The organism is Jeotgalicoccus meleagridis (assembly GCF_903994045.1).
Taxonomy (GTDB): Bacteria; Bacillota; Bacilli; order Staphylococcales; family Salinicoccaceae; genus Jeotgalicoccus; species Jeotgalicoccus meleagridis.
Genome location: NZ_CAJEWD010000008.1, coordinates 517,038 through 541,360, shown reverse-complemented (window position 1 = coordinate 541,360; position 24,323 = coordinate 517,038). Strand labels below are relative to the sequence as shown.

At 37.0% G+C, this 24,323-nt stretch carries 24 protein-coding genes and 1 pseudogene; 24 read left to right on the top strand and 1 reads right to left on the bottom strand.

Annotated elements, in window-relative coordinates; translation table 11 throughout:
- The first annotated feature begins 5 nt into the window (after nucleotides 1-5).
- The 22 genes and pseudogenes from mraY to pyrE all read left to right on the top strand — a co-directional run bounded on the left by mraY (nucleotide 6) and on the right by pyrE (nucleotide 21,648).
- Nucleotides 6-968 (top strand): phospho-N-acetylmuramoyl-pentapeptide-transferase, encoded by a 963-nt coding sequence (gene mraY / locus JEOSCH030_RS08290; RefSeq protein ID WP_185126123.1) that lies wholly within the window; start codon nucleotides 6-8, stop codon nucleotides 966-968.
- Entirely contained in the window at nucleotides 969-2,306 is a 1,338-nt protein-coding gene (murD, locus tag JEOSCH030_RS08285) for a UDP-N-acetylmuramoyl-L-alanine--D-glutamate ligase (protein ID WP_185126122.1), read from the top strand.
- Between the two features lie 14 nt (nucleotides 2,307-2,320).
- Entirely contained in the window at nucleotides 2,321-3,502 is a 1,182-nt protein-coding gene (locus JEOSCH030_RS08280; protein WP_185126121.1) for a cell division protein FtsQ/DivIB, read from the top strand.
- A gap of 94 nt (nucleotides 3,503-3,596) precedes the next feature.
- Complete coding sequence (gene ftsA / locus JEOSCH030_RS08275) at nucleotides 3,597-5,105, top strand: cell division protein FtsA (protein ID WP_185126120.1); 1,509 nt, start codon at nucleotides 3,597-3,599, stop codon at nucleotides 5,103-5,105.
- A gap of 24 nt (nucleotides 5,106-5,129) precedes the next feature.
- A pseudogene (ftsZ, locus tag JEOSCH030_RS08270) lies at nucleotides 5,130-6,077 on the top strand (cell division protein FtsZ); the annotation flags it as partial.
- 312 nt (nucleotides 6,078-6,389) lie between these two features.
- Nucleotides 6,390-7,160 (top strand): polyphenol oxidase family protein, encoded by a 771-nt coding sequence (locus JEOSCH030_RS08265; RefSeq protein ID WP_185126118.1) that lies wholly within the window; start codon nucleotides 6,390-6,392, stop codon nucleotides 7,158-7,160.
- A 4-nt stretch (nucleotides 7,161-7,164) separates the two neighbouring features.
- Nucleotides 7,165-7,794, top strand: a complete 630-nt coding sequence (locus tag JEOSCH030_RS08260) for a YggS family pyridoxal phosphate-dependent enzyme (RefSeq protein ID WP_185126117.1) — start codon at nucleotides 7,165-7,167, stop codon at nucleotides 7,792-7,794.
- An 8-nt stretch (nucleotides 7,795-7,802) separates the two neighbouring features.
- The gene (locus tag JEOSCH030_RS08255) at nucleotides 7,803-8,393 is read left to right on the top strand and encodes a cell division protein SepF (RefSeq protein WP_185126116.1); all 591 of its coding nucleotides are present in this window, start codon (nucleotides 7,803-7,805) and stop codon (nucleotides 8,391-8,393) included.
- 11 nt (nucleotides 8,394-8,404) lie between these two features.
- Nucleotides 8,405-8,710 carry a YggT family protein gene (locus JEOSCH030_RS08250; RefSeq protein WP_185126115.1) on the top strand — a complete coding sequence of 102 codons (306 nt, stop codon included), beginning with the start codon at nucleotides 8,405-8,407 and terminating at the stop codon, nucleotides 8,708-8,710.
- Nucleotides 8,711-8,779: 69 nt separating this feature from the next.
- The gene (locus tag JEOSCH030_RS08245) at nucleotides 8,780-9,565 is read left to right on the top strand and encodes a YlmH family RNA-binding protein (RefSeq protein WP_185126114.1); all 786 of its coding nucleotides are present in this window, start codon (nucleotides 8,780-8,782) and stop codon (nucleotides 9,563-9,565) included.
- A 9-nt stretch (nucleotides 9,566-9,574) separates the two neighbouring features.
- Nucleotides 9,575-10,054 (top strand): DivIVA domain-containing protein, encoded by a 480-nt coding sequence (locus JEOSCH030_RS08240; RefSeq protein WP_185126113.1) that lies wholly within the window; start codon nucleotides 9,575-9,577, stop codon nucleotides 10,052-10,054.
- Between the two features lie 248 nt (nucleotides 10,055-10,302).
- A complete protein-coding gene (gene ileS / locus JEOSCH030_RS08235) occupies nucleotides 10,303-13,041 on the top strand; it encodes an isoleucine--tRNA ligase (protein ID WP_185126112.1) in 2,739 nt (912 codons plus the stop codon).
- 2 nt (nucleotides 13,042-13,043) lie between these two features.
- Nucleotides 13,044-13,523 carry a signal peptidase II gene (gene lspA, locus JEOSCH030_RS08230; protein ID WP_185126111.1) on the top strand — a complete coding sequence of 160 codons (480 nt, stop codon included), beginning with the start codon at nucleotides 13,044-13,046 and terminating at the stop codon, nucleotides 13,521-13,523.
- Nucleotides 13,520-14,425, top strand: a complete 906-nt coding sequence (locus JEOSCH030_RS08225) for an RluA family pseudouridine synthase (protein ID WP_185126110.1) — start codon at nucleotides 13,520-13,522, stop codon at nucleotides 14,423-14,425. Before lspA ends, JEOSCH030_RS08225 begins: the two co-directional genes overlap by 4 nt.
- A gap of 223 nt (nucleotides 14,426-14,648) precedes the next feature.
- The gene (pyrR, locus tag JEOSCH030_RS08220; protein WP_185126109.1) at nucleotides 14,649-15,170 is read left to right on the top strand and encodes a bifunctional pyr operon transcriptional regulator/uracil phosphoribosyltransferase PyrR; all 522 of its coding nucleotides are present in this window, start codon (nucleotides 14,649-14,651) and stop codon (nucleotides 15,168-15,170) included.
- Nucleotides 15,171-15,191: 21 nt separating this feature from the next.
- Nucleotides 15,192-16,493, top strand: coding sequence for a solute carrier family 23 protein (locus JEOSCH030_RS08215; protein WP_185126554.1), 1,302 nt, complete (start codon nucleotides 15,192-15,194; stop codon nucleotides 16,491-16,493).
- The gene (locus JEOSCH030_RS08210; RefSeq protein ID WP_185126108.1) at nucleotides 16,494-17,414 is read left to right on the top strand and encodes an aspartate carbamoyltransferase catalytic subunit; all 921 of its coding nucleotides are present in this window, start codon (nucleotides 16,494-16,496) and stop codon (nucleotides 17,412-17,414) included.
- Nucleotides 17,377-18,639 carry a dihydroorotase gene (locus tag JEOSCH030_RS08205; RefSeq protein WP_185126107.1) on the top strand — a complete coding sequence of 421 codons (1,263 nt, stop codon included), beginning with the start codon at nucleotides 17,377-17,379 and terminating at the stop codon, nucleotides 18,637-18,639. Before JEOSCH030_RS08210 ends, JEOSCH030_RS08205 begins: the two co-directional genes overlap by 38 nt.
- Nucleotides 18,640-18,653: 14 nt before the next feature.
- Nucleotides 18,654-19,418, top strand: a complete 765-nt coding sequence (locus JEOSCH030_RS08200; RefSeq protein WP_185126106.1) for a dihydroorotate dehydrogenase electron transfer subunit — start codon at nucleotides 18,654-18,656, stop codon at nucleotides 19,416-19,418.
- Entirely contained in the window at nucleotides 19,415-20,326 is a 912-nt protein-coding gene (locus JEOSCH030_RS08195) for a dihydroorotate dehydrogenase (protein ID WP_185126105.1), read from the top strand. The genes JEOSCH030_RS08200 and JEOSCH030_RS08195 overlap by 4 nt, the downstream gene beginning before the upstream one ends.
- A 12-nt stretch (nucleotides 20,327-20,338) precedes the next feature.
- Nucleotides 20,339-21,037 carry an orotidine-5'-phosphate decarboxylase gene (pyrF, locus tag JEOSCH030_RS08190; protein ID WP_185126104.1) on the top strand — a complete coding sequence of 233 codons (699 nt, stop codon included), beginning with the start codon at nucleotides 20,339-20,341 and terminating at the stop codon, nucleotides 21,035-21,037.
- Entirely contained in the window at nucleotides 21,034-21,648 is a 615-nt protein-coding gene (gene pyrE / locus JEOSCH030_RS08185; RefSeq protein WP_185126103.1) for an orotate phosphoribosyltransferase, read from the top strand. The genes pyrF and pyrE overlap by 4 nt, the downstream gene beginning before the upstream one ends.
- 35 nt (nucleotides 21,649-21,683) lie before the next feature.
- Here the strand turns inward: pyrE and JEOSCH030_RS08180 are convergent, their stop codons facing one another.
- Nucleotides 21,684-23,375, bottom strand: coding sequence for an Rqc2 family fibronectin-binding protein (locus tag JEOSCH030_RS08180; RefSeq protein ID WP_185126102.1), 1,692 nt, complete (start codon nucleotides 23,373-23,375; stop codon nucleotides 21,684-21,686).
- Nucleotides 23,376-23,503: 128 nt separating this feature from the next.
- On the opposite strand from JEOSCH030_RS08180, the gene gmk reads away from it, so the two are divergent.
- Both gmk and rpoZ read left to right on the top strand, forming a co-directional pair.
- Nucleotides 23,504-24,127: a guanylate kinase gene (gmk, locus tag JEOSCH030_RS08175; RefSeq protein ID WP_185126101.1), complete on the top strand. Its 624-nt coding sequence runs from the start codon at nucleotides 23,504-23,506 to the stop codon at nucleotides 24,125-24,127.
- Nucleotides 24,127-24,321: a DNA-directed RNA polymerase subunit omega gene (gene rpoZ / locus JEOSCH030_RS08170; protein ID WP_185126100.1), complete on the top strand. Its 195-nt coding sequence runs from the start codon at nucleotides 24,127-24,129 to the stop codon at nucleotides 24,319-24,321. Before gmk ends, rpoZ begins: the two co-directional genes overlap by 1 nt.
- The last annotated feature ends 2 nt before the right edge of the window (nucleotides 24,322-24,323 follow it).

Below are 24,323 nucleotides of genomic sequence, written 5' to 3'. Positions count from 1 at the left end.
GACTTATGAACTTTATATTTTTAGCCTTAGCTTTAGTGCTAACAGCAGTACTTATACCAATCATTATTCCCTTATTAAAGAGGATGAAATTTGGGCAAACGATTCGAGAAGAAGGACCTGAGAGTCACTTAGTGAAAACAGGGACTCCGACTATGGGAGGCTTGTCATTTATATCAGTGACAGTTGTCCTCTCCATCATCGGTTTATTTTTAGTGGATGATGTATACAAGTTATTAGTGTTGATTATTGTAACTTTAGGATTTGGACTGATAGGATTTGTGGATGATTATATAATCGTCGTTAAAAAGGACAATACTGGACTATCATCTAAACAAAAATTCCTCTTTCAAATCATAGTTGCCATCATTATATACTTTATTATGATTACGTGGATTCCAGATGTTGTTGCTGGAATTAGAATTCCTGGGACAGACTTCTTTATTCCATTAGGTGTCTTTTTTGTAGTATGGATCGTGTTCTGGTTAGTTGGCTTCTCAAATGCTGTCAATTTAACAGACGGTTTAGATGGTTTATCTACTGGAACGTCAGTCATTGCTTTCGGTTCATTTTTAGCCATTGCTATTGTACTAGGTGAAAGCGAAATTGCACTCTTCTTATGTATTTTAATTGGAGGCTTACTTGGCTTTTTAATTTATAACAAGTACCCAGCTAAACTCTTTATGGGAGACACTGGCTCACTTGCACTAGGTGGTATTATAGCTATCGTGTCCATCATGCTAAACAATAGCTTATTGCTGTTGATTATTGGCTTGGTCTTCGTCTTAGAAACCTTAAGTGTCATGATGCAAGTCACATCTTATAAACTGACTGGGAAAAGAATATTCAAAATGACACCAATTCATCACCACTTTGAGTTATCAGGTTGGAATGAATGGAAAATTGTGCTTGTCTTTTGGTCAGTTGGTTTAATCTGTGGACTAATTGGTGTCTTTTTAGGGGTGATGTAAATGAAAGACTATACAGGATACGATAAACAAAACGTAGTAGTTTTAGGATATGGTCGCAGCGGTAAAAGTGCTGTCAATGCATTAGTTAGACTCGGTGCCAATGTCACCTTAACGACAAATGAAGTCTTTTCAGACGAAGATGCTAAACAGACTTTATCGGCCTGGGGTGTTGAAATTGTCGATGGTCATCATCCAATCAATCTCTTAAATGACACAACACTAATCGTAAAAAACCCAGGTATTCCTTACACAATTCCTTTCTTAGTTGAAGCAAGAGATAGAGGTATACCGATCATTACTGAAGTGGAGATTGCACATCATATCAGTGAAGCACCAATTTATGCTTTAACTGGCACAAATGGTAAAACGACTTGCACCTATTTACTCGGGGAAATATTAGAAAATGATAATAATAATCCTATACTGTGCGGCAACATCGGCTACCCAGCAACAGACGCAGCTATGGAAGCAGGCTCTAAGAACAATCTAATTATGGAAATGTCATCCTTTCAATTACTTGGCACTATAGACTTTAGACCAAATATCGCTGTGATTACTAATATCTATGAAGCACATCTTGATTACCATGGTTCAAAAGCAGACTATCAAGCTGCAAAGTTAAGAATTTTTCAAAATATGACTGCTAGTGATCTTTTAATCTTTAACTATAAACAAAAAGAATTGTTAAAGGATATGGAGATTAACTGTAAGGTTCAATATTTTGATCTTCATGAAGAAACAGACGCATACTCTGATGGTGAATACTTGATTGTGCATGGTGAAAAGATAATTAAAGTCAGTGATATTGTTTTAAAAGGTAATCATAATATAGAAAACATTTTAGCTACTTTACTAGTCGCAAAAGCTCATGGAGTGTCAAACGAGGCAATTGTTAAAACTTTAAGAGTGTTCGGAGGAATTCCTCACAGACTAGAGCCACTAGGTACAGTAAATGGAGTAAGCTATTATAATGATTCAAAAGCAACTAATAATTTAGCGACTACTTTTGCCCTCGAAAGTTTTTCTAATCCGATCATTTGGATTGCCGGTGGCCTAGACAGAGGACAATCTTTATCAGAACTTAAACCATACTTAAAACATGTAAAAGCGATTATTACCTTTGGCGAAACTAAAGATAAATTCAAAAGTTTAGCTGACGCATCAAAAATACCAGTTGAAATCACTCAAAATCCGAACACAGCTGTTGACTTAGCTGCCAAGTTAGCTCTACCAGGTGATACTGTCTTGTTCTCACCAGCCTGTGCAAGTTGGGATCAATATAAGGATTACGAGAGAAGAGGAGATCACTTCAAAGAAGGATTCCATAAATTAGTGTGATAGGAGGATAGTCGATGTCGGATCATGACAATAACATAGATGATATAAAAGAAAAATTGAAAAAGAAACGTCAGGATACCGAATTTAACGGCTATACTCCTAAGAAAAAGCCAAGTGCTCAGCCGTCTAAAAATCCTGATGCAAAAGATAACAAGATTAAGTCACCACATGAAAAAACAAAAGAAGAAGAAAGTAACAAGAAGACTGACAAGAGTAGTACAGAATCAAGCTTAACAATTGAGCACTATAGCGATTTTGATAAAAAAGAGAATCACACTAAGTCAAAAGAAACTGTAAAAGAAGAAAAACCAAAGAAGAAAAAACAAGACCGACAGCCTAAAAAAGAAAAAAAAGAAAAAGTAAAAAAAGACAAGAAGCCATTTAAGTTCAAAAAAATTCATGCTTATATTATAGGACTCTTAATTTTACTTCTTATACTTATCACCATATTATGGTATGTTTTTTCAAGTGCCAGTGACGTAAAGGAAATTAAATATAATGGCAATAGTCTAGTTTCGGAAGAAGAGTTAGAAGAGCGAATTGGTTTTGGCCTGGGTAGTAAGATGTTCAGTATTTCTTTAAATGATGCAGAGGAAAATATCGAGTTATTACCAGTCATTAAAGATGTAACAGCGAGTAGAGATTGGCCTAATGGGGTTACTCTGGATGTGAATGAGTATAAAGCTGTTGCATACATCAATAGTGAAGATCTTTATTTCCCAGTCTTAGAAAATAGTCGTATCCAGCGTGGTTATCCAACAGCTCCTAAAAATGCACCAATCATCTACAATTTTGAAGGTGAAGAGTTCGATGCTCTAGTCACTGCTTTAAATGACATAGAGGTTGATATCTTAAAAAATATTTCTGAAATTTACTTTAGACCAACCGATAATTCTAAAAGAAGGATCCACGTCTTTATGAATGATGGTCAAGAGATTGTTGCTGACTATGAAACATTTGCTGAGAAGATGAATTATTATATTGGTATCCGTCAAGAAATCGGGGAAGATTTACAAGGCATCATTGATATGGAAGTTGGTACAAGCTTCTTACCGTATAAAAGTGCTGAAGCCAGAGAAATCAAAGAAAATATATACAATGAACCAAGTAGCGCTAACTATATAGAAGACATTAACGAATCGTTAAACGGTCTAAGTGATACATTAAATCAAATAGGCAAAGAAAGAGAAGAGTAATTAAGCAATATTTTTTTGAAATAGTTCACATTAATCAGAGTATAATGTAAACTAGTAATAGTATTATGAAATTGGCTGTGTAGGAGGCAATAAGGTGAAGGAACATTATTATGTTGCCCTTGATATCGGCTCATCCAGTGTCAAAGTAGTTGTCGGCGAAAAATTTCACAATGGTGTGAATGTAATCGGTACCGGCCAGACCTTCACTGATGGAGTTTCTAAAGGGATGATCAATGATTTTGATCAGGCTAAAAATGCAATTATAGATACAATTAAAAAGGCTAAGATTGCTTCGGGTGTCGATATTGATGAAGTATTTGTGAAGATACCAATCGCTGATACTAAAATTCATTTCACTGATGAGATATTACGATTCAGTGGCCAAGCAACGGAAATATCCGGAGAACATATTGAAGAGTTATTAGAAAATGTACGTTCAGCTAATATTCATTCAAATGAAGAAGTTGTCAGTGTGTATCCAGTATCATTCATCGTTGACGGTTTACATGAAGTAAATGATCCAAAAGAGATGATTGTTGAGGATAGCTTGACAGTAAAAGCAGGTGTCATCACTGCCAACCGCACGCTCTTAATTAATTTAATTAAATGTGTAGAAGCAGCCGGTTTGACTGTGCTTGATGTATATTCAGATGCACTCAACTATCAACATGTCTTAACAGACGCTGAGATTGAACTTGGTGCAGTTGTTATTGATATTGGTATGGACTTAACTCAGTTCGCCTACTTTGAAAGAGGGTCATTAAAATACGCGAATAGCGTTGCCCTTGCTGGACGAGATATTACGCTTGATTTAGTTGATGAGTTTAACACGACTTATGAAGAAGCAGATAAGGCTAAGGAACAATATGGCCATGCTTTCTTTGACCACGCAAGTGATGATGAAAAACTCATGTTAAGTCAAACAGACTCCGATCAAGGACTTCAGGTTACCTCAAAAGATCTAGCTGATGTAATTGAGCTAGTAATTGAAGATGCATTGATGAGCGTCTTTGAAAACATCGCTGCAAACGGCATTAACACTGTGCAAGGTGGATTTATCATTACTGGTGGTACTTCAAACATCAGAGGTGTTAAGGAACTAGTCCAAGACCTAGTTGCTGAAAAAGTAAGAGTGCATATTCCTAATCAAATGGGAGCTAGAAAACCCGAGTTTACTAGTGCTATCTCGACTTTATCAAATGGAATTATGTTTGATGAGCTACTAGATTATGTTACAATTGATAATTATGATGACTATCCTGAAGATTCAGGCGAACATGTTGAGAGCAGTAATCAACAAGAGCAACCAACGAACTTCTTTACCGGCTTGTTTAACAAACGCAAAGAAGAAAACGAGTTGCAAGTCAATCGTGATGACTCAGAAGTTGAAGAAGATGAGTTAGACCAGGAAGATTACAATTATCCTGAAGAAGAAGATTCACCATCTTATGAAGATGAAAGTGTTGATTCTGACGAGGATTATGAAGACTACGAAGATGATGAAATAGAGTCACGAGTAGGATCAGAAGAAGCTAAAGAAACAAAAGATGATAGCAGTCTAGGTAGCAAAATGAAAAAAGTATTAAAAAACTTATTTGAGTAGAAGTACATTTGGGAGGAAAGATTAATGTTAGAATTTGAACAAGGTTTCAACCACATGGCAACGTTAAAAGTTATCGGTGTCGGCGGTGGCGGTAATAATGCCGTTAACCGTATGATTGATGATGGCATGTCTAATGTTGAATTTATTGCAATCAACACTGACGGACAAGCTCTTAATTTATCAAAGGCAGAGTCAAAGATTCAAATTGGAGATAAACTGACTCGTGGTCTTGGTGCAGGTGCAAATCCTGATATCGGTAAGAAAGCAGCTGAAGAATCACGTGAACAAATAGAAGACGCGATTCAAGGTGCTGACATGGTCTTTGTCACTGCTGGTATGGGCGGTGGAACAGGTACTGGTGCAGCACCTGTTGTTGCTAAAGTCGCTAAAGAAATGGGCGCGCTCACTGTGGGTGTCGTTACTCGTCCATTTTCATTTGAAGGTCGTAAGAGACAAACACAAGCAGCTGCTGGAGTTGAACAAATGAAAGCTGCAGTAGATACGCTTATTGTCATCCCAAATGACAGACTCTTAGATATAGTAGACAAGTCTACGCCTATGATGGAAGCATTTAAGGAAGCAGATAACGTACTACGTCAAGGTGTTCAAGGTATTTCTGATTTAATCGCTGTAAGCGGTGAAGTTAACTTAGACTTTGCAGACGTTAAAACAATCATGCAAAACCAAGGTTCAGCTTTAATGGGTATCGGTATCTCTTCAGGAGAAAACCGTGCAGTTGAAGCAGCTAAAAAAGCTATTTCAAGTCCATTATTAGAAACATCAATCGTTGGTGCTCAAGGTGTCCTAATGAATATTACTGGTGGAGAATCGCTATCATTATTTGAAGCGCAAGAAGCCGCTGATATCGTACAAGACGCTGCTGACGAAGATGTTAACATGATTTTCGGTACAGTAATTAATCCTGAATTAGAAGATGAAATTGTAATTACAGTCATTGCGACAGGCTTTAACGAAAAATCAGTTCAACGTTCTGCAGATAGACCTGTAGAAAATGATACTAATGTTCAGTCTCGCGGTGGCGGTTCTAATTTCTCTCAAACACCAAATTATGATTCAAGAGATATTACTGAAGACGATCAATTTTCTCAAGGACGAGGCGGACACGATAATCGTGGACAAGATGAGCCAGATGTACCTACTTTCTTAAAAGGCAATAGTTCAAGAAGAGATAGACGCAGAAGATAAACGATCGAATATATAGTTAGAATTTCTAAAGGAGATATTGTTAACCCAATATCTCCTTTACTTATAGGTGGTAATCATTTGGAAAATAAATATACATTTAGACATTTCAATCATTTTGTCGGTGCTTTAAATGACGACATTGTACTTGGTTACACCAAAAGGTCAAACGGTTTAAGTGCTTATCCTGAAGATAGTTTTAATATGGCCTTATACATCGGTGATGATGAAAAAAATGTGCATCAACATCAAGATATGTTAGCAAAAGAAATTAATTTTCCAGTCAACCATTGGATGCTACCCATTCAAAAACACGGTGCGAATATTAAAGAAGTGACAAGTGATCACCGAGGCTTAAACTCACGTCAACTTACGGATAACTTTTATGATGTTGATGGTATTTATTCGTATGAAGTTGGAATTTTATTAACTATGAATTACGCTGACTGTATACCAGTGTATATATGGAGTGAGACTGATAATTTCCATGGCCTTGTGCATGCGGGTTGGAGAGGCACTTCTTTAGAAATTACTAAGAAACTAATCGATGTGTATCAGGGGAGAATCGAGGATCTTAGAGTGGCTATCGGTCCAGGCATTAGCGGTAGTCATTATGAAGTCGATAAAAATGTCATCGATCAACTTAGCTATCCGTTGGATGCAGTTGTAAAGACCCGAACTGGATATAATTTAGATTTAAAAAAAATTAATCAACAACAAGCAAGAGATGCTGGGCTTAGTGATCAGCAGATTTATGTCAGTGATTTTGGGACAGAAGAGACACCTTTCTTTTCTTACCGTCTTGAAAAAGGCAATACAGGACGTGCACTTGCTTTTATTGGGAGGAAATAGACTGATGATTAAAGAAAATTACGAAAAAATCAAAAAAGAAGTTGGAGATTCTGCTCATATTATTGCAGTCACTAAATATCACAGTGTGGAAGAAACACTTGAAGCTTATGAAGCGGGCGTAAGACACTTTGGAGAAAATAGGGTAGAAGGCTTTATCGAAAAAAGAAAAGCCTTACCTGAAGATGCAGAAGTGCACTTTATTGGCACTATGCAATCTAGAAAAGTCAAAGATGTCATTGAAGATTTAAATTATTTGCATTCGCTTGAGCGTGAAAGTGTTGCAAAAAAAATTGAAACTGCTGCTCATCATATTGTAAACTGTTTTATACAGGTAAATGTTTCAGATGAATCGTCAAAACATGGTTTACAACCTAACCAAGTTGAAGATTTCTTAGAGACACTTTCACAATATAAATATGTCAAAGTAATCGGTTTGATGACGATGGCACCACATACTGATGACGAGTCTGTAATCGAAGACACTTTCAAAGGTTTAGCTTTACTTCGTGACCAAGTCAAAGAAAAGTATCCAACCGTTACTGAGCTTAGCATGGGTATGAGCAATGATTATCAAATCGCATTGAACTATGGGGCGACATACATACGTGTTGGGAGTAAAATAATGGGGAGCTAGGTGATTTTATGGCAATAACAAAGTTTATTAAAGATTTATTTGTCGTTGATGTTGAAGAGGAAGTAGAGCCTTACAAAGAAACGAGAAATAATGACAAAATTACAAAGGTAACAAATATTAAATCTGAAAACACTAAACCCAGCCGACAAAAAACTGATTTATCAAACAGAGATAAATCACAAACAAATTCAAAGTTGATAGACGTTAACAAAAACGATAAAAAATCAAGTGTCGTTCAAAGTAAAACAAAGCAGAGTCCGAAAAAGACTACGGCTAAAACTGAAACGATTAACCGTGGGGAGAAAAAGACGATGGCTACTAACAATCAGAATACAAAGGTCTGCTTATTTGAACCTAGGGTCTTTGCAGAAACACAAGATATTGCAGATGAATTAAAGTCTAAAAGAGCGGCTTTGGTAAATTTAACGAAGATTGATAATGTCGCTAAAAAGCGAATAGTGGACTTTTTAAGTGGGACAGTATATGCTTTGGAAGGCGATATTCAAAAAGTTGGCGCAGATATTTTCCTCTGTACACCTGCGAGTTTTGGTGTTGAGGGTGAAATTTCCGACAAAGAAGAATATTTCGATGACATGTAAGGAGAATTGCTTTGGATAATTCATTATTAATTCAAATATTGATTTACATTGTTCAATTCTTCAATTTTGTGTGGCCAATATTCACATGGGGCTTAATTATCTATATTTTATCATCATGGTTACCAGCGCTTAGAGAGTCTTCTTTTGGAGTCTTTTTAGGAAAAGTTTACGAGCCGTTGTTAGAACCTTTTAGAAAACTAATTCCACCTATTGGTGGTATGTTAGATCTCTCTCCAATTGTCCTAATCATTATCTTGAACTTATTTGGTAGAGGTATGAATGAAATATTCAAAGTCTTGTTTATCTGGCTTCATTAAACAATTGAATGATGTGTACTAGCCGCGCTGTTAACAGTGCGGCTATAATTTTCAAGGTGGTAAGAAAATATGAAAGAAATTTTTCAACATTTTAGAAAAGAGGAACATAATGTACTTACCTTGCTCAATGGTAAATTTGAGCAAGCATCTAATCAATACTATGCCGTCTTAACTGATTTTTTAAACCCTAGAGAAAGAACTATGGTAGATAGTTTAAGCGGTTATTACGATGATATTTCTGTACACTATTATGGAGGCGGAGAGAACTCAGAAAGAGAACGTATGCGAGCGCTCTTAGTTCCTGAATATATAGACGTCAATTTAAATGATTTTGAAATTACTGTGTTTGAAATGTCATATCCTGAAAAATTTGTGAGCTTAAGCCATCGTAATATCTTAGGTGCTATTATGAGTCTTGGTTTAGATCGTTCAGTCATCGGTGATATCGTTATCGCTGACAGTATTCAGTTTGCTGTATCATCTACTATCAAAGATGTTTTTATCCGTTCTTTAAACAAGATTAAGAACGCTCCGATTAACTTAAAAGAAATTCCACATGAAGAATTTATTGAATCAAAAATTCCAACAAAAACGGTTAATATTTTAAGTAGTTCATATCGCATTGATGCAGTTGTTGCCAATGTGTTAAAAGAAGGGCGAGCAAAATCCAAAGAAAGAATTGAGAAAGGAAAAGTGAAAGTGAATCACTCGATTGTCGATGAGCCATCGTTTATAATAGAAAGTGGCGATGTTGTTTCAGTCAGAAGCTTTGGACGCTTTTTTGTCGCCGAGCAAATAGCTGAAACAAAAAAAGGAAAGTATCGATTAGAAATCAAAATCGTTACAGATGATTGAGGTGTAAATATGAATCGAGATGAAATAATTAAAAAGAAATTTAATACTGTCTATAGAGGTTTAGATGAACAAGCTGTGAGACAACATTTATCTTCTCTTGCAGATATCATCGACAGTAAAGATGAGCGTATCAAACAACTTGAAGAGATGTTAAACGAACGTCAAGAGAACTTAAACAGCTTTAAGAGTGTAGAAACCTCTATACATGAGGCGATTTTATCTGCTACAAAAGCTGGTGATGACATTAAATTAAGAGCTCAAAATCACGGTGATAGTATAATTCAGAAAGCAGAAATTGAAGCTGAAAAAATTATCGAGCATGCACGTAATGATGCAGCTAAAATGACACGCTATACAGAAGAGCTAAAAAACAATGCTAAGATATTTAGAGCAAGATATAAACTACTCATTCAAGCTCAATTAGATTTAATTGAGACAGACGATTGGGAACATCTACTTAAATTAGATGAAGAAGAAACGGAAAAATAAGTAAATAACATTGACGAAAGTTAAGAAATTTAGCATAATTAATATGTATTATTAGACAAGGAAAGTGTTCATTGGTATCCAGCGATCAGGGGAAGGTGAGAGCCCTGACGAAGATGAAGGCTGACTATCACTAATGATTTAGAAAAAATAAACTTTTAAGAGGACTCTAAGCAGTCAAAAAGGGTGGTACCGCGGTTAATCGTCCCTTCTTGCTTAGAGTCTTTTTATTTATCAAAGGAGAAAATCAAATGGACTATAAAGATACTCTACTCATGCCGAAAACAAAATTTAAAATGCGTGGCGGCTTAGTCAATAAAGAACCTAAGATGCAAGAACACTGGCAAGAAATTGGACTTTATGAGAAAAAATTAAAGTTAAATGAAGGTAACACACCTTTTGTCTTACATGATGGACCCCCTTATGCGAATGGTAATTTACACATGGGCCATGCGCTTAACAAAATTATCAAGGACTTTATCATCCGTAATAAACAGATGCAAGGTTACTACTCACCTTATGTACCTGGTTGGGATACACATGGACTGCCAATTGAACAAGCTCTGACTAACAAAGGTGTCGACAGAAAGTCGATGACGATTGAAGAATTTAGAAATAAATGTATTGAATTTGCCAACTCTCAAATTGACATCCAAAGAGACGGATTTAAACGTATGGGTGTAGATGGTGAATGGGATAATCCATATTTGACTTACAAACCAGAATTTGAAGCATCACAAGTACGTGTCTTAAAAGATATGGTTGAAAAAGGGCTTATTTACAAAGGTAAAAAACCAATTTATTGGTCACCTACTAGTGAATCGTCTCTTGCTGAAGCGGAATTAGAATACAAGGATAAAAAATCACCGTCTATCTATGTCACTTTTGAAGTTACAGATGGTAAAGGTGTCGTAGAAAATGGTGTGAAATTTGTCATTTGGACAACAACTCCATGGACGATTCCATCAAACTTAGCACTTGCCGTTCACAAAAATTTAAATTATGTTCAATTTAACTATCAAGGAGAAGAGTACATTGTAGCTGAAGATTTACTCGATCATTTCTGTGAAGAAGTCGACTTCAATAAAGAAGAGATTACTCGCACTAAGGAATTTAAAGGTGCAGAGCTTGATCGACTTGTCGCACGTCATCCATTAGTTGACCGTGAGAGCCTTGTTATACTTGGTGACCACGTCACAACTGAAGCGGGTACAGGAGTCGTTCATACAGCACCAGGTCACGGGGATGATGACTTTAAAGTGGGTCAACAGTATGGCTTGGATGTTCTAAGTCCTGTAGATGACAAAGGTGTCTTTACAGCTGAGGCTGGTAAATACGAAGGACTGTTCTATGATGATGCTAATAAAGTCATCACAGAAGATTTAGAAGAAGCAGGTGCACTAGTCAAACTGTCATTCTATACTCACTCATATCCACATGATTGGCGTACTAAAAAACCAGTAATCTTCCGTGCGACACCACAGTGGTTTGCTTCAATTGATGGTGTGAGACAAGATATCTTGGATGCTTTAATGGATACAAAATTCCAAGTTGAATGGAACCGTAAACGCATGTACAACATGATTAAAAATAGAGGAGACTGGGTCATTTCACGTCAACGTGTATGGGGTGTTCCACTACCGTTCTTCTATGCAGAAAATGGTCAAGAAATCATCGATGTAGATGTTATCGAACACATTGCAACACTATTTGAAGAACATGGTTCAAACATTTGGTTTGAATGGGATGCAAAAGATTTACTACCAGAAGGCTTCAGTCACGAAGGATCACCGAATGGTGAATTTACTAAAGAAACAGATATCATGGATGTTTGGTTTGATTCTGGGTCGACTCACCGAGGCGTTTTAGATTACAGAGACTATCTAACGTATCCAGCAGATTTATACTTTGAAGGTTCTGACCAGTATCGTGGTTGGTTCAACTCATCATTGATTACTAGTGTGGCAACTAAAGGCCATTCACCATATAAGGAATTACTGAGCCACGGCTTTGTCATGGACGGCGCAGGTAAGAAGATGTCTAAATCGCTTGGTAATGTTATTTTACCAACTAAAGTCATGCAGCAAATGGGTGCAGACATTATTCGTCTATGGGTCATGTCATCAGACTTCCAAGAAGATGTTAGAGTTTCTGACGACATCTTAAAACAAGTATCTGAAGTTTATCGTAAAATCCGTAATACTTTTAGATTCTTACTCGGTAATGTGAATGACTTTAACCCTAAAGAAGATGCAGTGTCTTATGATGACTTATTCGAAGTAGACAAGTATATGTACAATCGTTTTAATAAGCTTAAAACATTCATGTTAGATGCTTATGAAAGATATGATTATGTGACGATGTACCAAACGGTTCAGAACTTTATCAATGTGGATCTATCTAATTTCTATTTAGACTACGGTAAGGATATCTTGTATATCGAGAAAGAAAATGCACCTATCAGACGCAGCTTACAGACAGTCTTGTATAAGATTCTAAAAGAATTAAACTTAATCTTAGCACCTGTCTTAGTTCACACTGCAGAAGAGATTTATGAACACACACCATATACAGATAAAGAAAGTGTTCACTTAGAACATTATCCTGAACGTGAGGAAACTGATGAAGCACTCATTGAAAAATGGAGTAAATTCATGAGTGTCCGTGATGACGTTTATAAAGCTCTAGAAGAAGCAAGAAACGAAAAAGTGATCGGTAAGTCATTAGATGCTAAAGTGACTTTAACAGAACCGACAGATTTAAATCTAGATGACATTCGTGGTAGCCTTGCTCAGTTCTTTATCGTCTCTCAAGTAGAAGTTGTAGATAAGTTAGAAGATGGTAAGAGCTTTGATAATGTGACTGTGAAGGTTGAACATGCAGACGGCGAACGTTGTAATCGTTGCTGGAACTATTCAACAGCTGAATCTCTCGTAAATCATGACGATGACATTTGTCCGCGTTGTCGAGAAGTTGTGGACTCACTGTAAAAATGAAACAGTATAGAATTGTACCGATGACAATCGTTTTGCTTATTGTCTTAGCGCTTGATCAACTTACAAAGTACCTCGTAGCGACACAGATGTCGCTCGGGGAATCAATTCCACTTTTAGGAGAGTTTTTAAGTATTACCTCACATAGAAATAGCGGTGCGGCTTGGGGAATTTTCCAAGGTCGCATGCTGTTTTTCTATATCATTACTGTGGTAGTATTGATTTTCTTAGTATATTTCTACAAGTCAGAAGCGCGTGACAACTGGATGATGCAAATCGGTATCACCCTACTTATGGCTGGAGCGATAGGTAACTTTATCGACCGCTTACTATTTCAAGAAGTCGTAGATTTTGTCGATATTTTAATCTTCAACTACGATTTTCCAATTTTTAATGTTGCAGATAGTGCCTTAACCGTCGGAGTCGTGATGTTGTTACTAGAAGTGTTTGTAACGGGAAGAGGTAAAAAACAAATATGAAAATAATTATTACAAGTGATGATCAAGGTCAAAGATTGGATGCCTTATTAACGACTAAGGTGGATGATATTTCACGTACTGATATTCAAAACAGACTGAAATCAGGACATATCTTGGTTAATCAAAAACAAGTTAAACCAAACTACAAGGTCAAAACTGGCGATGAGATTGAATTTTTTGAAAGAGAAGATGTCGAGTCAGATATCGTTCCAGAAAATTTACATCTGGATATAGTCTATGAGGATGAAGATCTTGCAGTGGTAAATAAACCACGTGGTATGGTCGTTCACCCAGCTGCAGGGCATGCCTCAGGCACTTTAGTAAATGGTCTGATGTATCAATTAGATCACTTATCCGGTATCAACGGCGAACTAAGACCAGGTATTGTACATCGTATCGATATGGACACAAGTGGACTCTTAATGGTCGCTAAAAACGATATTGCGCACAGGCATTTAGTCGAACAGTTGATGGCAAAAACCGTAACTAGAAAATATACAGCCTTAGTTCATGGGGTGATTCCTCATAATTTAGGTACGATTGAAGCACCAATTGGACGTAATCCAAAAGAACGCCAAGAAATGGCAGTTGTTGATGATGGTAAAGATGCGGTAACACATTTCAATGTTCTTGAGCGCTTTAAGGATTTCACTTTGGTGGAATGTGTACTTGAAACAGGACGTACTCACCAAATTAGAGTGCACATGAAGTACATTGGTTATCATTTAGCAGGAGATCCTAAGTATGGACCAAGAAAGACTATAGAGACAGATGGACAATTACTACATGCAGGTGTGATTGGCTTTATTCATCCTAAAACAGGTGAGTATTTAGAATTTAAGTCTGAACTCCCTCAATATTTTACAGAGATTTTAGATGACTTAAAAAAGTCTGAACTCTAAAAAATCGTTGACTTAGTAAACAAGGATTGTTATGATAAACAAAATCAAATAAGTACGAAGTCTTTAAATTTTAGTCCAGAGAGGCTAAGAAGACGTGATGGTAATGATGGACTCGATGCCGGATGGATTGAGTCAGCGCATCATGCCTAATATATTGTATATTATATACTCATGTCTTTTTTTAAAGACATGAGTATTTTTTTGTATAAATGGAGGATATAAAATGACTAAAAAAACAATAATGGATGAGGCTCAAATAAAAAGAGCAGTGACAAGAATGGCACATGAAATTCTTGAAAAACACAAAGGTCCAGAAGACATAGTCATACTCGGTGTTAAAACTCGGGGTGAACATCTCGCCAAAAGAATTCAAGAAAGAATCGTAGCGATTGAAGGTGTGAAAGTTCCAGTCGGAACGATTGATACTTCAGCTTATAGAGACGATCGTCCCGCTGATATCGATACAAAAGATGCGATAGTCAGTGAAGGAGATTACAGTAAAAAACATGTAGTAATTGTAGACGATGTACTAGAGACAGGGAGAACGATAAGAGCTGCAATTGACGCTATTTTAAATAAGGCAAGACCAAGAACAATTTCCCTTGCGATTTTAGTGGACAGAGGCCACAGGGAGTTGCCAATCAGACCGGATTACATCGGAAAAAATATTCCGACTTCTAAAACAGAAAAAGTCATAGTCTTACTTGAAGAGTACGACGGAGAATCAAGTGTAACAATACAATAACTTAAAAGGGGATAATTGATGATGACTGAAGAAGAGATTTTCCAAAGAACGGTGGAGCCAAAGTTAGATGTTAATGAGAGGCCAAAGTTTTTACAAGGTTTACTGCTTAGTTCCCAGCATCTTTTCGCCATGTTTGGCGCGACAGTTTTAGTTCCTTTTTTAACGGGACTACCAGTGAGTGCAGCATTGATTGCGAGTGGTGTAGGAACCTTGATTTATATCTTAGTAACAAAAGGGCAAATTCCTGCCTATCTTGGGTCAAGCTTTGCTTTTATCCTACCGATTACCATAGCGCTTGGAGCGAACACACTTGGTGAGGTACTAACAGCCTTATTCTTTTCTGGTGTCCTGTACGTGCTAATTGCACTGATTATTAAAGGGATAGGCACCAAATGGATCATGAAAATGTTACCGCCTATCGTAGTCGGTCCAGTCATCATGGTTATCGGTCTTGGACTTGCGCCAGTTGCGGTGGACATGGCGATGTATACGGACTCCGGTAATCAAGAAGGCTATAGCTTAACCTATATCACAGTTGCTCTGATTACTCTGACCATCACAATACTCGCCTCAATCTTTTTAAAAGGTGTTCTAGGTTTGATACCTATATTAATCGGGATTGTCGGTGGTTATATTACAGCCTTAATCTTTGGCATAGTTGACCTTGAAATCATCAAGTCAACAAGTTGGTTAATGTTACCGGAACTCTACCTTCCTTTTAGAGACTATACACCAGCAATGAATATCGGACTCATGATAGTAATGTTACCGATAGTTTTTGTCACCATCTCTGAGCACATTGGTCACCAGTTAGTTATCAATAAAATTGTCGGCAGAAACTTCTTCGTAAAGCCAGGACTCCATCGCTCGATTTTTGGAGACGGTTTGGCAACTATGTTTTCGAGCATAATCGGTGGACCTCCAACGACAACTTATGGAGAGAACATAGGCGTCCTTGCCATCACTAGAATCTTTTCAACTTGGGTGATTGGTGGTGCTGCGGTTCTTGCTATCATTCTCGGTTTCGTTGGTAAATTTACGGCAGTTGTTCAATCGATACCGAGTCCAGTCATGGGTGGGGTTTCTATACTCCTCTTTGGAATCATAGCAGCAAGTGGTTTACGCATGTTAATAGATGATAGAACAAACTTAGACAATAAAAGAAATCTCGTCATTGCATCAGTTATTTTAGTTGTTGGAATTGGTAAAGCGCACTTAGACTTCACTATCGGAGATATTCCTTTTAATTTAGAAGGAATGGCACTCGCAGCAGTTATAGGAATTATTTTAAATCTGATCTTACCAGACAAGGGGATGGAATAAATGAAAAACTTATTATCAATGGAAGAAGTAGCTGCCTCAGATATCGTATCTTTAATCACAAGAGCAATAGACATTAAAAATGGCAGTCCTATGATGAGCTTAAGCGACAAAACAGTTGTTAATTTATTTTATGAAAACTCGACTAGAACAAAAGTGAGTTTTGAAATGGCAGAGAAAAAACTAAACTTAACACAATTACCCTTTGATGTCGCAACGAGTTCTGTATCTAAAGGTGAATCGCTCTATGACACTTGTAAGACACTCGAAGCAATCGGTGCCGATGCTTTAGTCATTAGACATCCTGATAATAAGTACTACAGTGAATTACAGTCTCTTAATATTCCAATCATCAACGGCGGCGATGGTAGTGGTTCACATCCGACTCAAAGTTTATTGGACATGATGACCATCTACGAAAGATTTGGCCAACTCGCTGGTTTAAAAATTGCTATAGTCGGTGACATTAAACACTCAAGAGTGGCTAAAAGTAATGCTCAAGCCCTAAGTAAAATGGGTGCAGATGTGTATTTCTCAGGACCAGAACTCTTACAAGACCCGACTTTAAATGTGCCTTATATCAGTCTAGACGATGCAGTTGAAAACTGTGATGTCGTCATGCTTTTAAGAGTACAACATGAAAGACATGAATCATTTGAAAAACTACAAAAAGAAGAATATAACAAACAGTATGGTATGAACAACCAACGCTTAAACCGTATGAAATCTCATGCAATCATTATGCATCCTGCACCGATTAATAGAGGGGTAGAAATTACAGATGATCTAGTAGAATGCGATAAAAGTGTCATCTTCCAACAAATGACAAATGGTGTCTATATGCGCATGAGCATTCTTGAATCAGTTTTAGAAGGGGGAAAATCACATGTCAATGCTCTTAAAGAACGCTACGCTTTCATCTAAGGAAGGTTTAACGGACGTCTTAATCGAAGATGGACGCATAAAAGAAATTGGTCAAAATTTATCTACAACAGGTGAAGTGATAGACTGTCAAAGGTATCTCTTGGTTCCAGGCTTAGTAGATGTACATGTACACTTAAGAGAACCTGGTTTTGAACATAAGGAGACTATTAAGACAGGGACTAAAGCTGCGGCTAGAGGCGGTTTTACAACCATCTGTCCTATGCCTAATACCAAACCAATCATCGATGATACAGAAAAACTTAAAACTTTAAACGATAAAATTAAGAGTGATGCGGCGATTGAAGTCCTACCATATGTTTCTATCACTAAAGGGCTTAAAGGTGATGAACTTGTTGATTTTAAAGCGCTTAAAGAACAGGGGGTATTTGCCTTTACTGATGACGGAGTAGGTGTTCAAAGTGCCGACATGATGTATAGAGCCATGCAAGAAGCAGCCAAACTAGATATGGCAATTGTGGCTCATACAGAAGAGAACTCTTTGATCTATGGTGGAGCAATCCATCAAGGTAAAAAAAGTGAAGAACTAGGGGTTCCGGGTATTCCCAATATTACTGAAGCCGTTCAAATTGCAAGAGACGTACTCTTAGCTGAAGCAGCAAACTGTCACTATCACGTCTGTCACGTCTCTTGTAAAGAGAGTGTCCGAGTTATACGCGATGCTAAGAAGGCAGGCATTAAAGTGACTGCTGAAGTGACACCACATCACCTAGTCTTAGATGAAAATGACATCACAGAAAAAGATCCAAACTTTAAGATGAATCCACCATTAAGAAGTAGTGAAGATAGACAAGCTCTTATTGACGGTTTAAAAGATGGCACCATTGATTTTATAGCAACAGATCATGCCCCTCATCAAGATGATGAGAAGGCAGTCGGTATTGAAAAAGCACCATTTGGTATTGTCGGTATTGAAAATGCCTTTCAACTACTCTATACCAAGCTAGTTAAAAATAAGGTGTTTGACCTTCAACAATTAATTGATTGGATGACAGTTAAGCCTTCTCAAGTATTTAAGCTAAAAACTGGTGTTATAGAAAAAGGTCGAAGAGCAGACCTTACTGTTATCGATCTCGATAGAGAATATACTTTAGATAAAAATGAATTTCTATCAAAATCTAAAAATACACCTTTTCACGGAGAAACTTTAAACAGTGATATTGTGCTAACAGTAGCTGGTGGTCAGATTGTTTATAAAAATATGTAAGAGTGAGGTGCCTCATGCTTGAACTATCAACTGTCTTATCTAATCGAGAACTTGCTCATAATATTTACGAGTTAACAATTAAAGTTGACTTAAGTAAATATCAATTAAAGCCTGGCCAATTCGTCCATATTAGAGTGAGTCCGTCTACAGAGCATGTTTTAAGACGACCGATTTCCATCGCATCAATTGATACTGATCACTCAACGCTCACACTAGTATATAGAGTAGGGAATGGGCAGTCAGGGACTTACAAACTATCCACACTTTCTAAAGGGAACTCATTGGATATATTAATGCCATTAGGTAATGGCTATAATTTAGACCATCTTAAAGATGAGAAACATATACTTTTAGTAGGTGGTGGCATCGGTGTGCCACCTTTATATGAACTGTCTAAACAATTGAACGATAAAGGTCTTAAAACGACACATGTTCTTGGTTTTAATAGTAAAGAAGATGTCTTCTATGAAGATAACTTTAAAAAGCTAGGCGATACCTATATCGCAACCGCAGATGGCACATATGGAGAAAGTGGCTTTGTGACAGATGTCATTGAAAATTTAAAAGAAGACTTCGATAAATTTTATGCATGTGGACCGATTGCTATGTTAAAAGTTCTAGAAAATACACTGACGATACCTGGTGAACTTTCTCTAGAAGAAAGAATGGGTTGTGGCTTTGGAGTTTGTTATGCCTGTGTTTGTCAGACAAAAAGTCGAGGACAAGTTAAGATCTGTACTGAGGGTCCTGTCTTTGAAAAAGGGGAGGTCGTGCTGTGAAGGATAAACTCGCCATCTCACTACCAGGCCTCGATTTAAAGAATCCAATTATGCCTGCTTCTGGTTGCTTTTCTTTTGGTAAAGAATTCTCAAAACTTTATAATCTATCTGACCTCGGAGCGATCATGATTAAAGCAGCAACTGAACATGAACGTTTAGGTAACAAAACACCAAGAGTTGCAGAAACACAAAGTGGTATGCTAAATGCAATTGGTCTTCAAAATCCAGGTGTCGATTCAATTATTCTTAATGAACTAGAGTATTTAAAAGACTATGACGTTCCAATTATTGCAAACGTTGCGGGTACAGCTGTTGAAGATTATGTGGCAGTGACTAAAAAAATTTCAGCCTCACCTGTAGTCAAGGCAATTGAGCTCAATATATCCTGCCCAAATGTTAAGTCTGGTGGTCTTCAATTTGGTACTGATCCAAAATCAGCTGAAACTTTAACTAAGGCTGTTAAAGCTGTCTCTGAAAAACCTGTCTATGTGAAGTTGTCACCGAATGTGACAAATATTGTCGACATTGCCAACAGTGTCGCAGATTATGCTGATGGCATAACGATGATCAATACTTTAATTGGTATGCGCCTTGATCAATTTGGTAAACCGATACTTGCCAATAAGACAGGTGGTTTAAGTGGACCTGCAATTAAGCCAGTTGCGCTTAATATGTTATATCAAGTCAGACAAGCATTGCCAAATATGCCAATCATCGGTATGGGTGGCATTCAGTCAGTCGATGATGTTTTAGACTTTCTAAGTGTTGGTGCGGATGCTGTAGCTATTGGCACAATGAACTTCACCAACCCCATGATTTGTAAGGAACTCATTGAACAGCTTGAAGATAGAGTGGCTGATATGGGTCTATCTCACATTCATGACATAAAAGGACGAGCACATTTATAAGAGGAGAGAACTATGACGAATTCTATTATTATTGCCTTGGATTTTCCTGACTTAAGTGAAGCGGATAAATTTCTAGAACAGTTTGATGAACCGCTATATGTCAAAGTTGGTATGGAACTGTATATGCAAACCGGACCTTCGATTGTCAAACATCTTAAAAGTTTAGGCCATCAAGTCTTTCTAGATTTAAAATTACATGACATTCCAACGACTGTTAAAAGAACGATGTCAGTGCTCGGACGTATGGATGTAGACATGGTCAATGTTCACGCTATGGGTGGCTTTGATATGATGAAGGAAGCATGTCTTGCATTTAGAGAAGTTAACTCAACAGGTAAGATCATTGCTGTGACCCAGTTAACTTCGACTTCTGAAGCGACTATGCAAAAAGAACAAGCTACAAACTTGAGCATGACAGACAGTGTCTTACACTATGCTGAACTTGCCTATAAAGCAGGCTTAGATGGAGTAGTATCATCTCCTTTAGAGAGTCGTTTAATCCATAATGAAATCGACAGTGAATTTTTAACTGTTACGCCAGGCATTCGTTTAAGTGAAAATGAAGCGGATGATCAAATTCGCATTGTCACACCAGAACGCGCACGATTTTTAGGTTCAGACTATATCGTTGTAGGTCGTCCGATTACAAGAAGCGACAATCCAGTTCAAGCATATAAGGAAATTAAGTCACTGTGGGAGATGGAAAAATGACCAGAGAAATCGCAAATATTTTATTGGATTTGAATGCTGTTAAACTATCACCAAATGAGCCTTTTACTTGGACAAGTGGCATACAATCGCCCATCTATTGTGATAATAGACAAATATTAAGTGACATCAAGGCTCACCGTCAGGTTATTGACCACTTAAAAACCACTCTATTAAACGGTACCGATTTAAATGAAATTGATGTTATTGCAGGCACCGCAACAGCTGGCATTCCTCATGCGACACTTTTAGCTGATCGTCTAGACAGACCATCTGCTTATGTGAGAAGTAGTAAAAAAGCCCACGGTACTGCACGTCAAATTGAAGGTGCGGATGTCGAAGGGAAAAATGTTGTCTTAGTTGAAGATCTTATATCAACTGGAGGATCAAGTATAAAAGCACTTGAGGCTTTAAAAGAGAATGGGGCAAATGTTGTCACAGTACTTGCAATATTTACATATGGTATTGAAGGGGTAAGAGAAAAATTTACTGATCTCGGTTACAATCTAGAAATTCTCTTAAATTTAGATGAACTCTTAGAGTGTGCTTTAGATAAAGGAACAATTGATCAAAGCGGTGTCGATATTGTTAAAAACTTTAGAGATAGTCTATAGAAAAAAATGGTGATCAGTCTACTGATCACCATTTTTTATACTTTCATTTCTTTAACTTTATCTTCATCCGGGGTCACGTTGACTGTGGTTTGTTCACTATAGGTGACAAAACCTGGTTTGGTACCTGGTATATTTTTAACATGTTTAATTTCAGTGTAATCCACCGGCACTGAAGCAGATTGTCCAGCCTTAGAGTGATAGGCTGCAAGCATAGCTGCTTCCAAGATATCTTCTTTTGAGATATCACTGCTGTTGTGAGCGATGACGACATGTGAACCTGGAATGTCTTTGGTATGGAACCACAAATGATTGTTTTGAGCCTTACGATTTGTAAGGTAATCATTTTGCTTATTATTCTTACCGACAAAAACAGGTAAACCATTAGATGTCTTAAACTCATGAAGTTTAACTTGCTTGCTTTTCTTTTTCTTCTTGTTTGACTTTTTAGCTTTTAGAATTCCTTCATCTACTAATTCCTGACGGATTTCTTCAACTTCGTCTTCTGTCGTTATAGTCTCCATTTGATGTAGAAGATTTGAAAAATACTCAACATCCATACGTGCAATATCCAACTGTTTTCTTGCTAGCTTTTCGCGTTTTTTCAACTTGTTATACTTGTTGTAATAACGCTGTGCATTATCAGCTGGAGATAGATGGTCGACTAGAGGAATGTCAATTTCTTGGTCTGTGTAATAATCTAACACCCGAACTGTTTGACTATAAGGTTTAATAGTGTGCATATAAGCAGTGATTAACTCACCATATTTTTGATACTTTTCTTTTTCTTTAGCTTCTGATAAATCCTCTTTTAACTTATCGATTTTACGCAGTGTTTTAGCATGTTCTCTTTCGATGACCTGATAATAGTCATTAGCTTTTTGTTTGATCATACTCTGACGTGCTCTTTTATGATAAAAATCATCCAGTAATTCACTTAAGTTTTCAAACGTTTTATCAGCCTCACCTAAGTGGGTGAGAGGCGTATGGTAAAACACTGGACGCTTCAAATCATAAAATACAGGTACTATATCTTCAGCATCCTTCATTACTTCTTTAATTGTAGGTAATAAATTATGCTGTGTTAAAAGTCCTGCTCTATGTTCTATTTCATCTATGAAGACAGGTGAAAAACCTTCCACATGACTTAAAATTTGGCGTTTAACTTTACCTCTATTCCAATCGATAAACTTCACTAAGTCATCAATTTCTTGACTTCTAGGATTGAGTTTTTTATCTGTTGGAGGTTGTTCATAGGTAAAGCCTGGCATAACAGTTCTCGCATTATTATTCGGAGTTAAGTGTTTAATGCTATCGATGATTTTATATTCATCATCAGTCAAAATGATATTAGCGTGACGTCCCATTATTTCTAAGATGAGGATTCTCTTTATATCATCGCCAAGTTCATTGATAGCACGCACATGAATTTCAACGAGTCTGTCATTTCCTATTTGCTTGAGATCAGTAATAATACCACCTTCAATATGCTTACGCAGTATGCGAGCAAACATAGGTGGTTCAAAAGGAAACTCATATTTTTCCTGACTGATATGAAATCTTGCATACATAGGGTGACTACTGATTAAGAGTTGATGGTTTTTTCCTGCCGCACGCATTTTGAGTAAGGTAGTTGATTGATCCATCTGGTGAACTTTATTAATTTTTCCACCGATTAAAAATGACAATTCAGCTACTAGAGCATGAGTAAAATTTCCGTCTAAGGCCATTGTAATTCCTCCTCAAAATGATTCTTCTTATTTTAACATGAATAGATATTAAAGTCGGCTTTAATGATGAAAAATAGTGAAAACTATGGTACATTAAGAAGTAATCAAAATTAGAAAGGTTACATTCCATGGTATCTGATAAAGGTTTACTCATCGTTCTCTCAGGACCTTCTGGAGTCGGAAAAGGCACAGTAAGAAAAGCAATTTTCGATCATCCTGAGACTAATTTTAAATATTCTATTTCAATGACAACTAGAGACAAAAGAGAAGGCGAAGTCGACGGAGTAGACTACTTCTTCAAGTCAAAAGAGGAATTCGAGACACTTATCGAACAAGATAAGTTTATCGAGTATGCAAAATATGTAGGAAACTACTACGGTACCCCTGTGGATTATGTCAAGGATACTATCGCAGAAGGACACGATGTTTTTCTAGAAATTGAAGTTGAAGGTGCCAAACAAGTGAGGGAAAAATTCCCTGATGCACTCTTTATCTTTTTAGCACCACCAACACTTGCTCAACTAGAAGAACGTTTGATTGGACGCGGAACTGACTCTAAGGAAGTAATCGATTACCGTATCAGCGAAGCAAAAAGAGAACTAAACATGATGAATCTATACGATTATGTTGTTATTAATGACGATGTTGAAACAGCACGTGAAAGAGTACAATGTATAGTAGAAGCGAGTCATTTAGAACGTTCTCGTGTTGAAAATAAGCTTAGAAAACTTTTATTGGAGGCTAATAATTAATGTTATACCCAGCAGCACATGAATTAAAAAAACATGTAAATTCAAAATACCTTATCGTCTCAATGGCGGCTAAAAGAGCAAGATACCTACAAGAACATCCAGATAAGACAGTGCTTGATTCATATCTTTCAAAGAAAAATGTGGGTTATGCCTTAGAAGAAATCGCAGCAGGCAAAGTTACTGTAGCTAAATAATA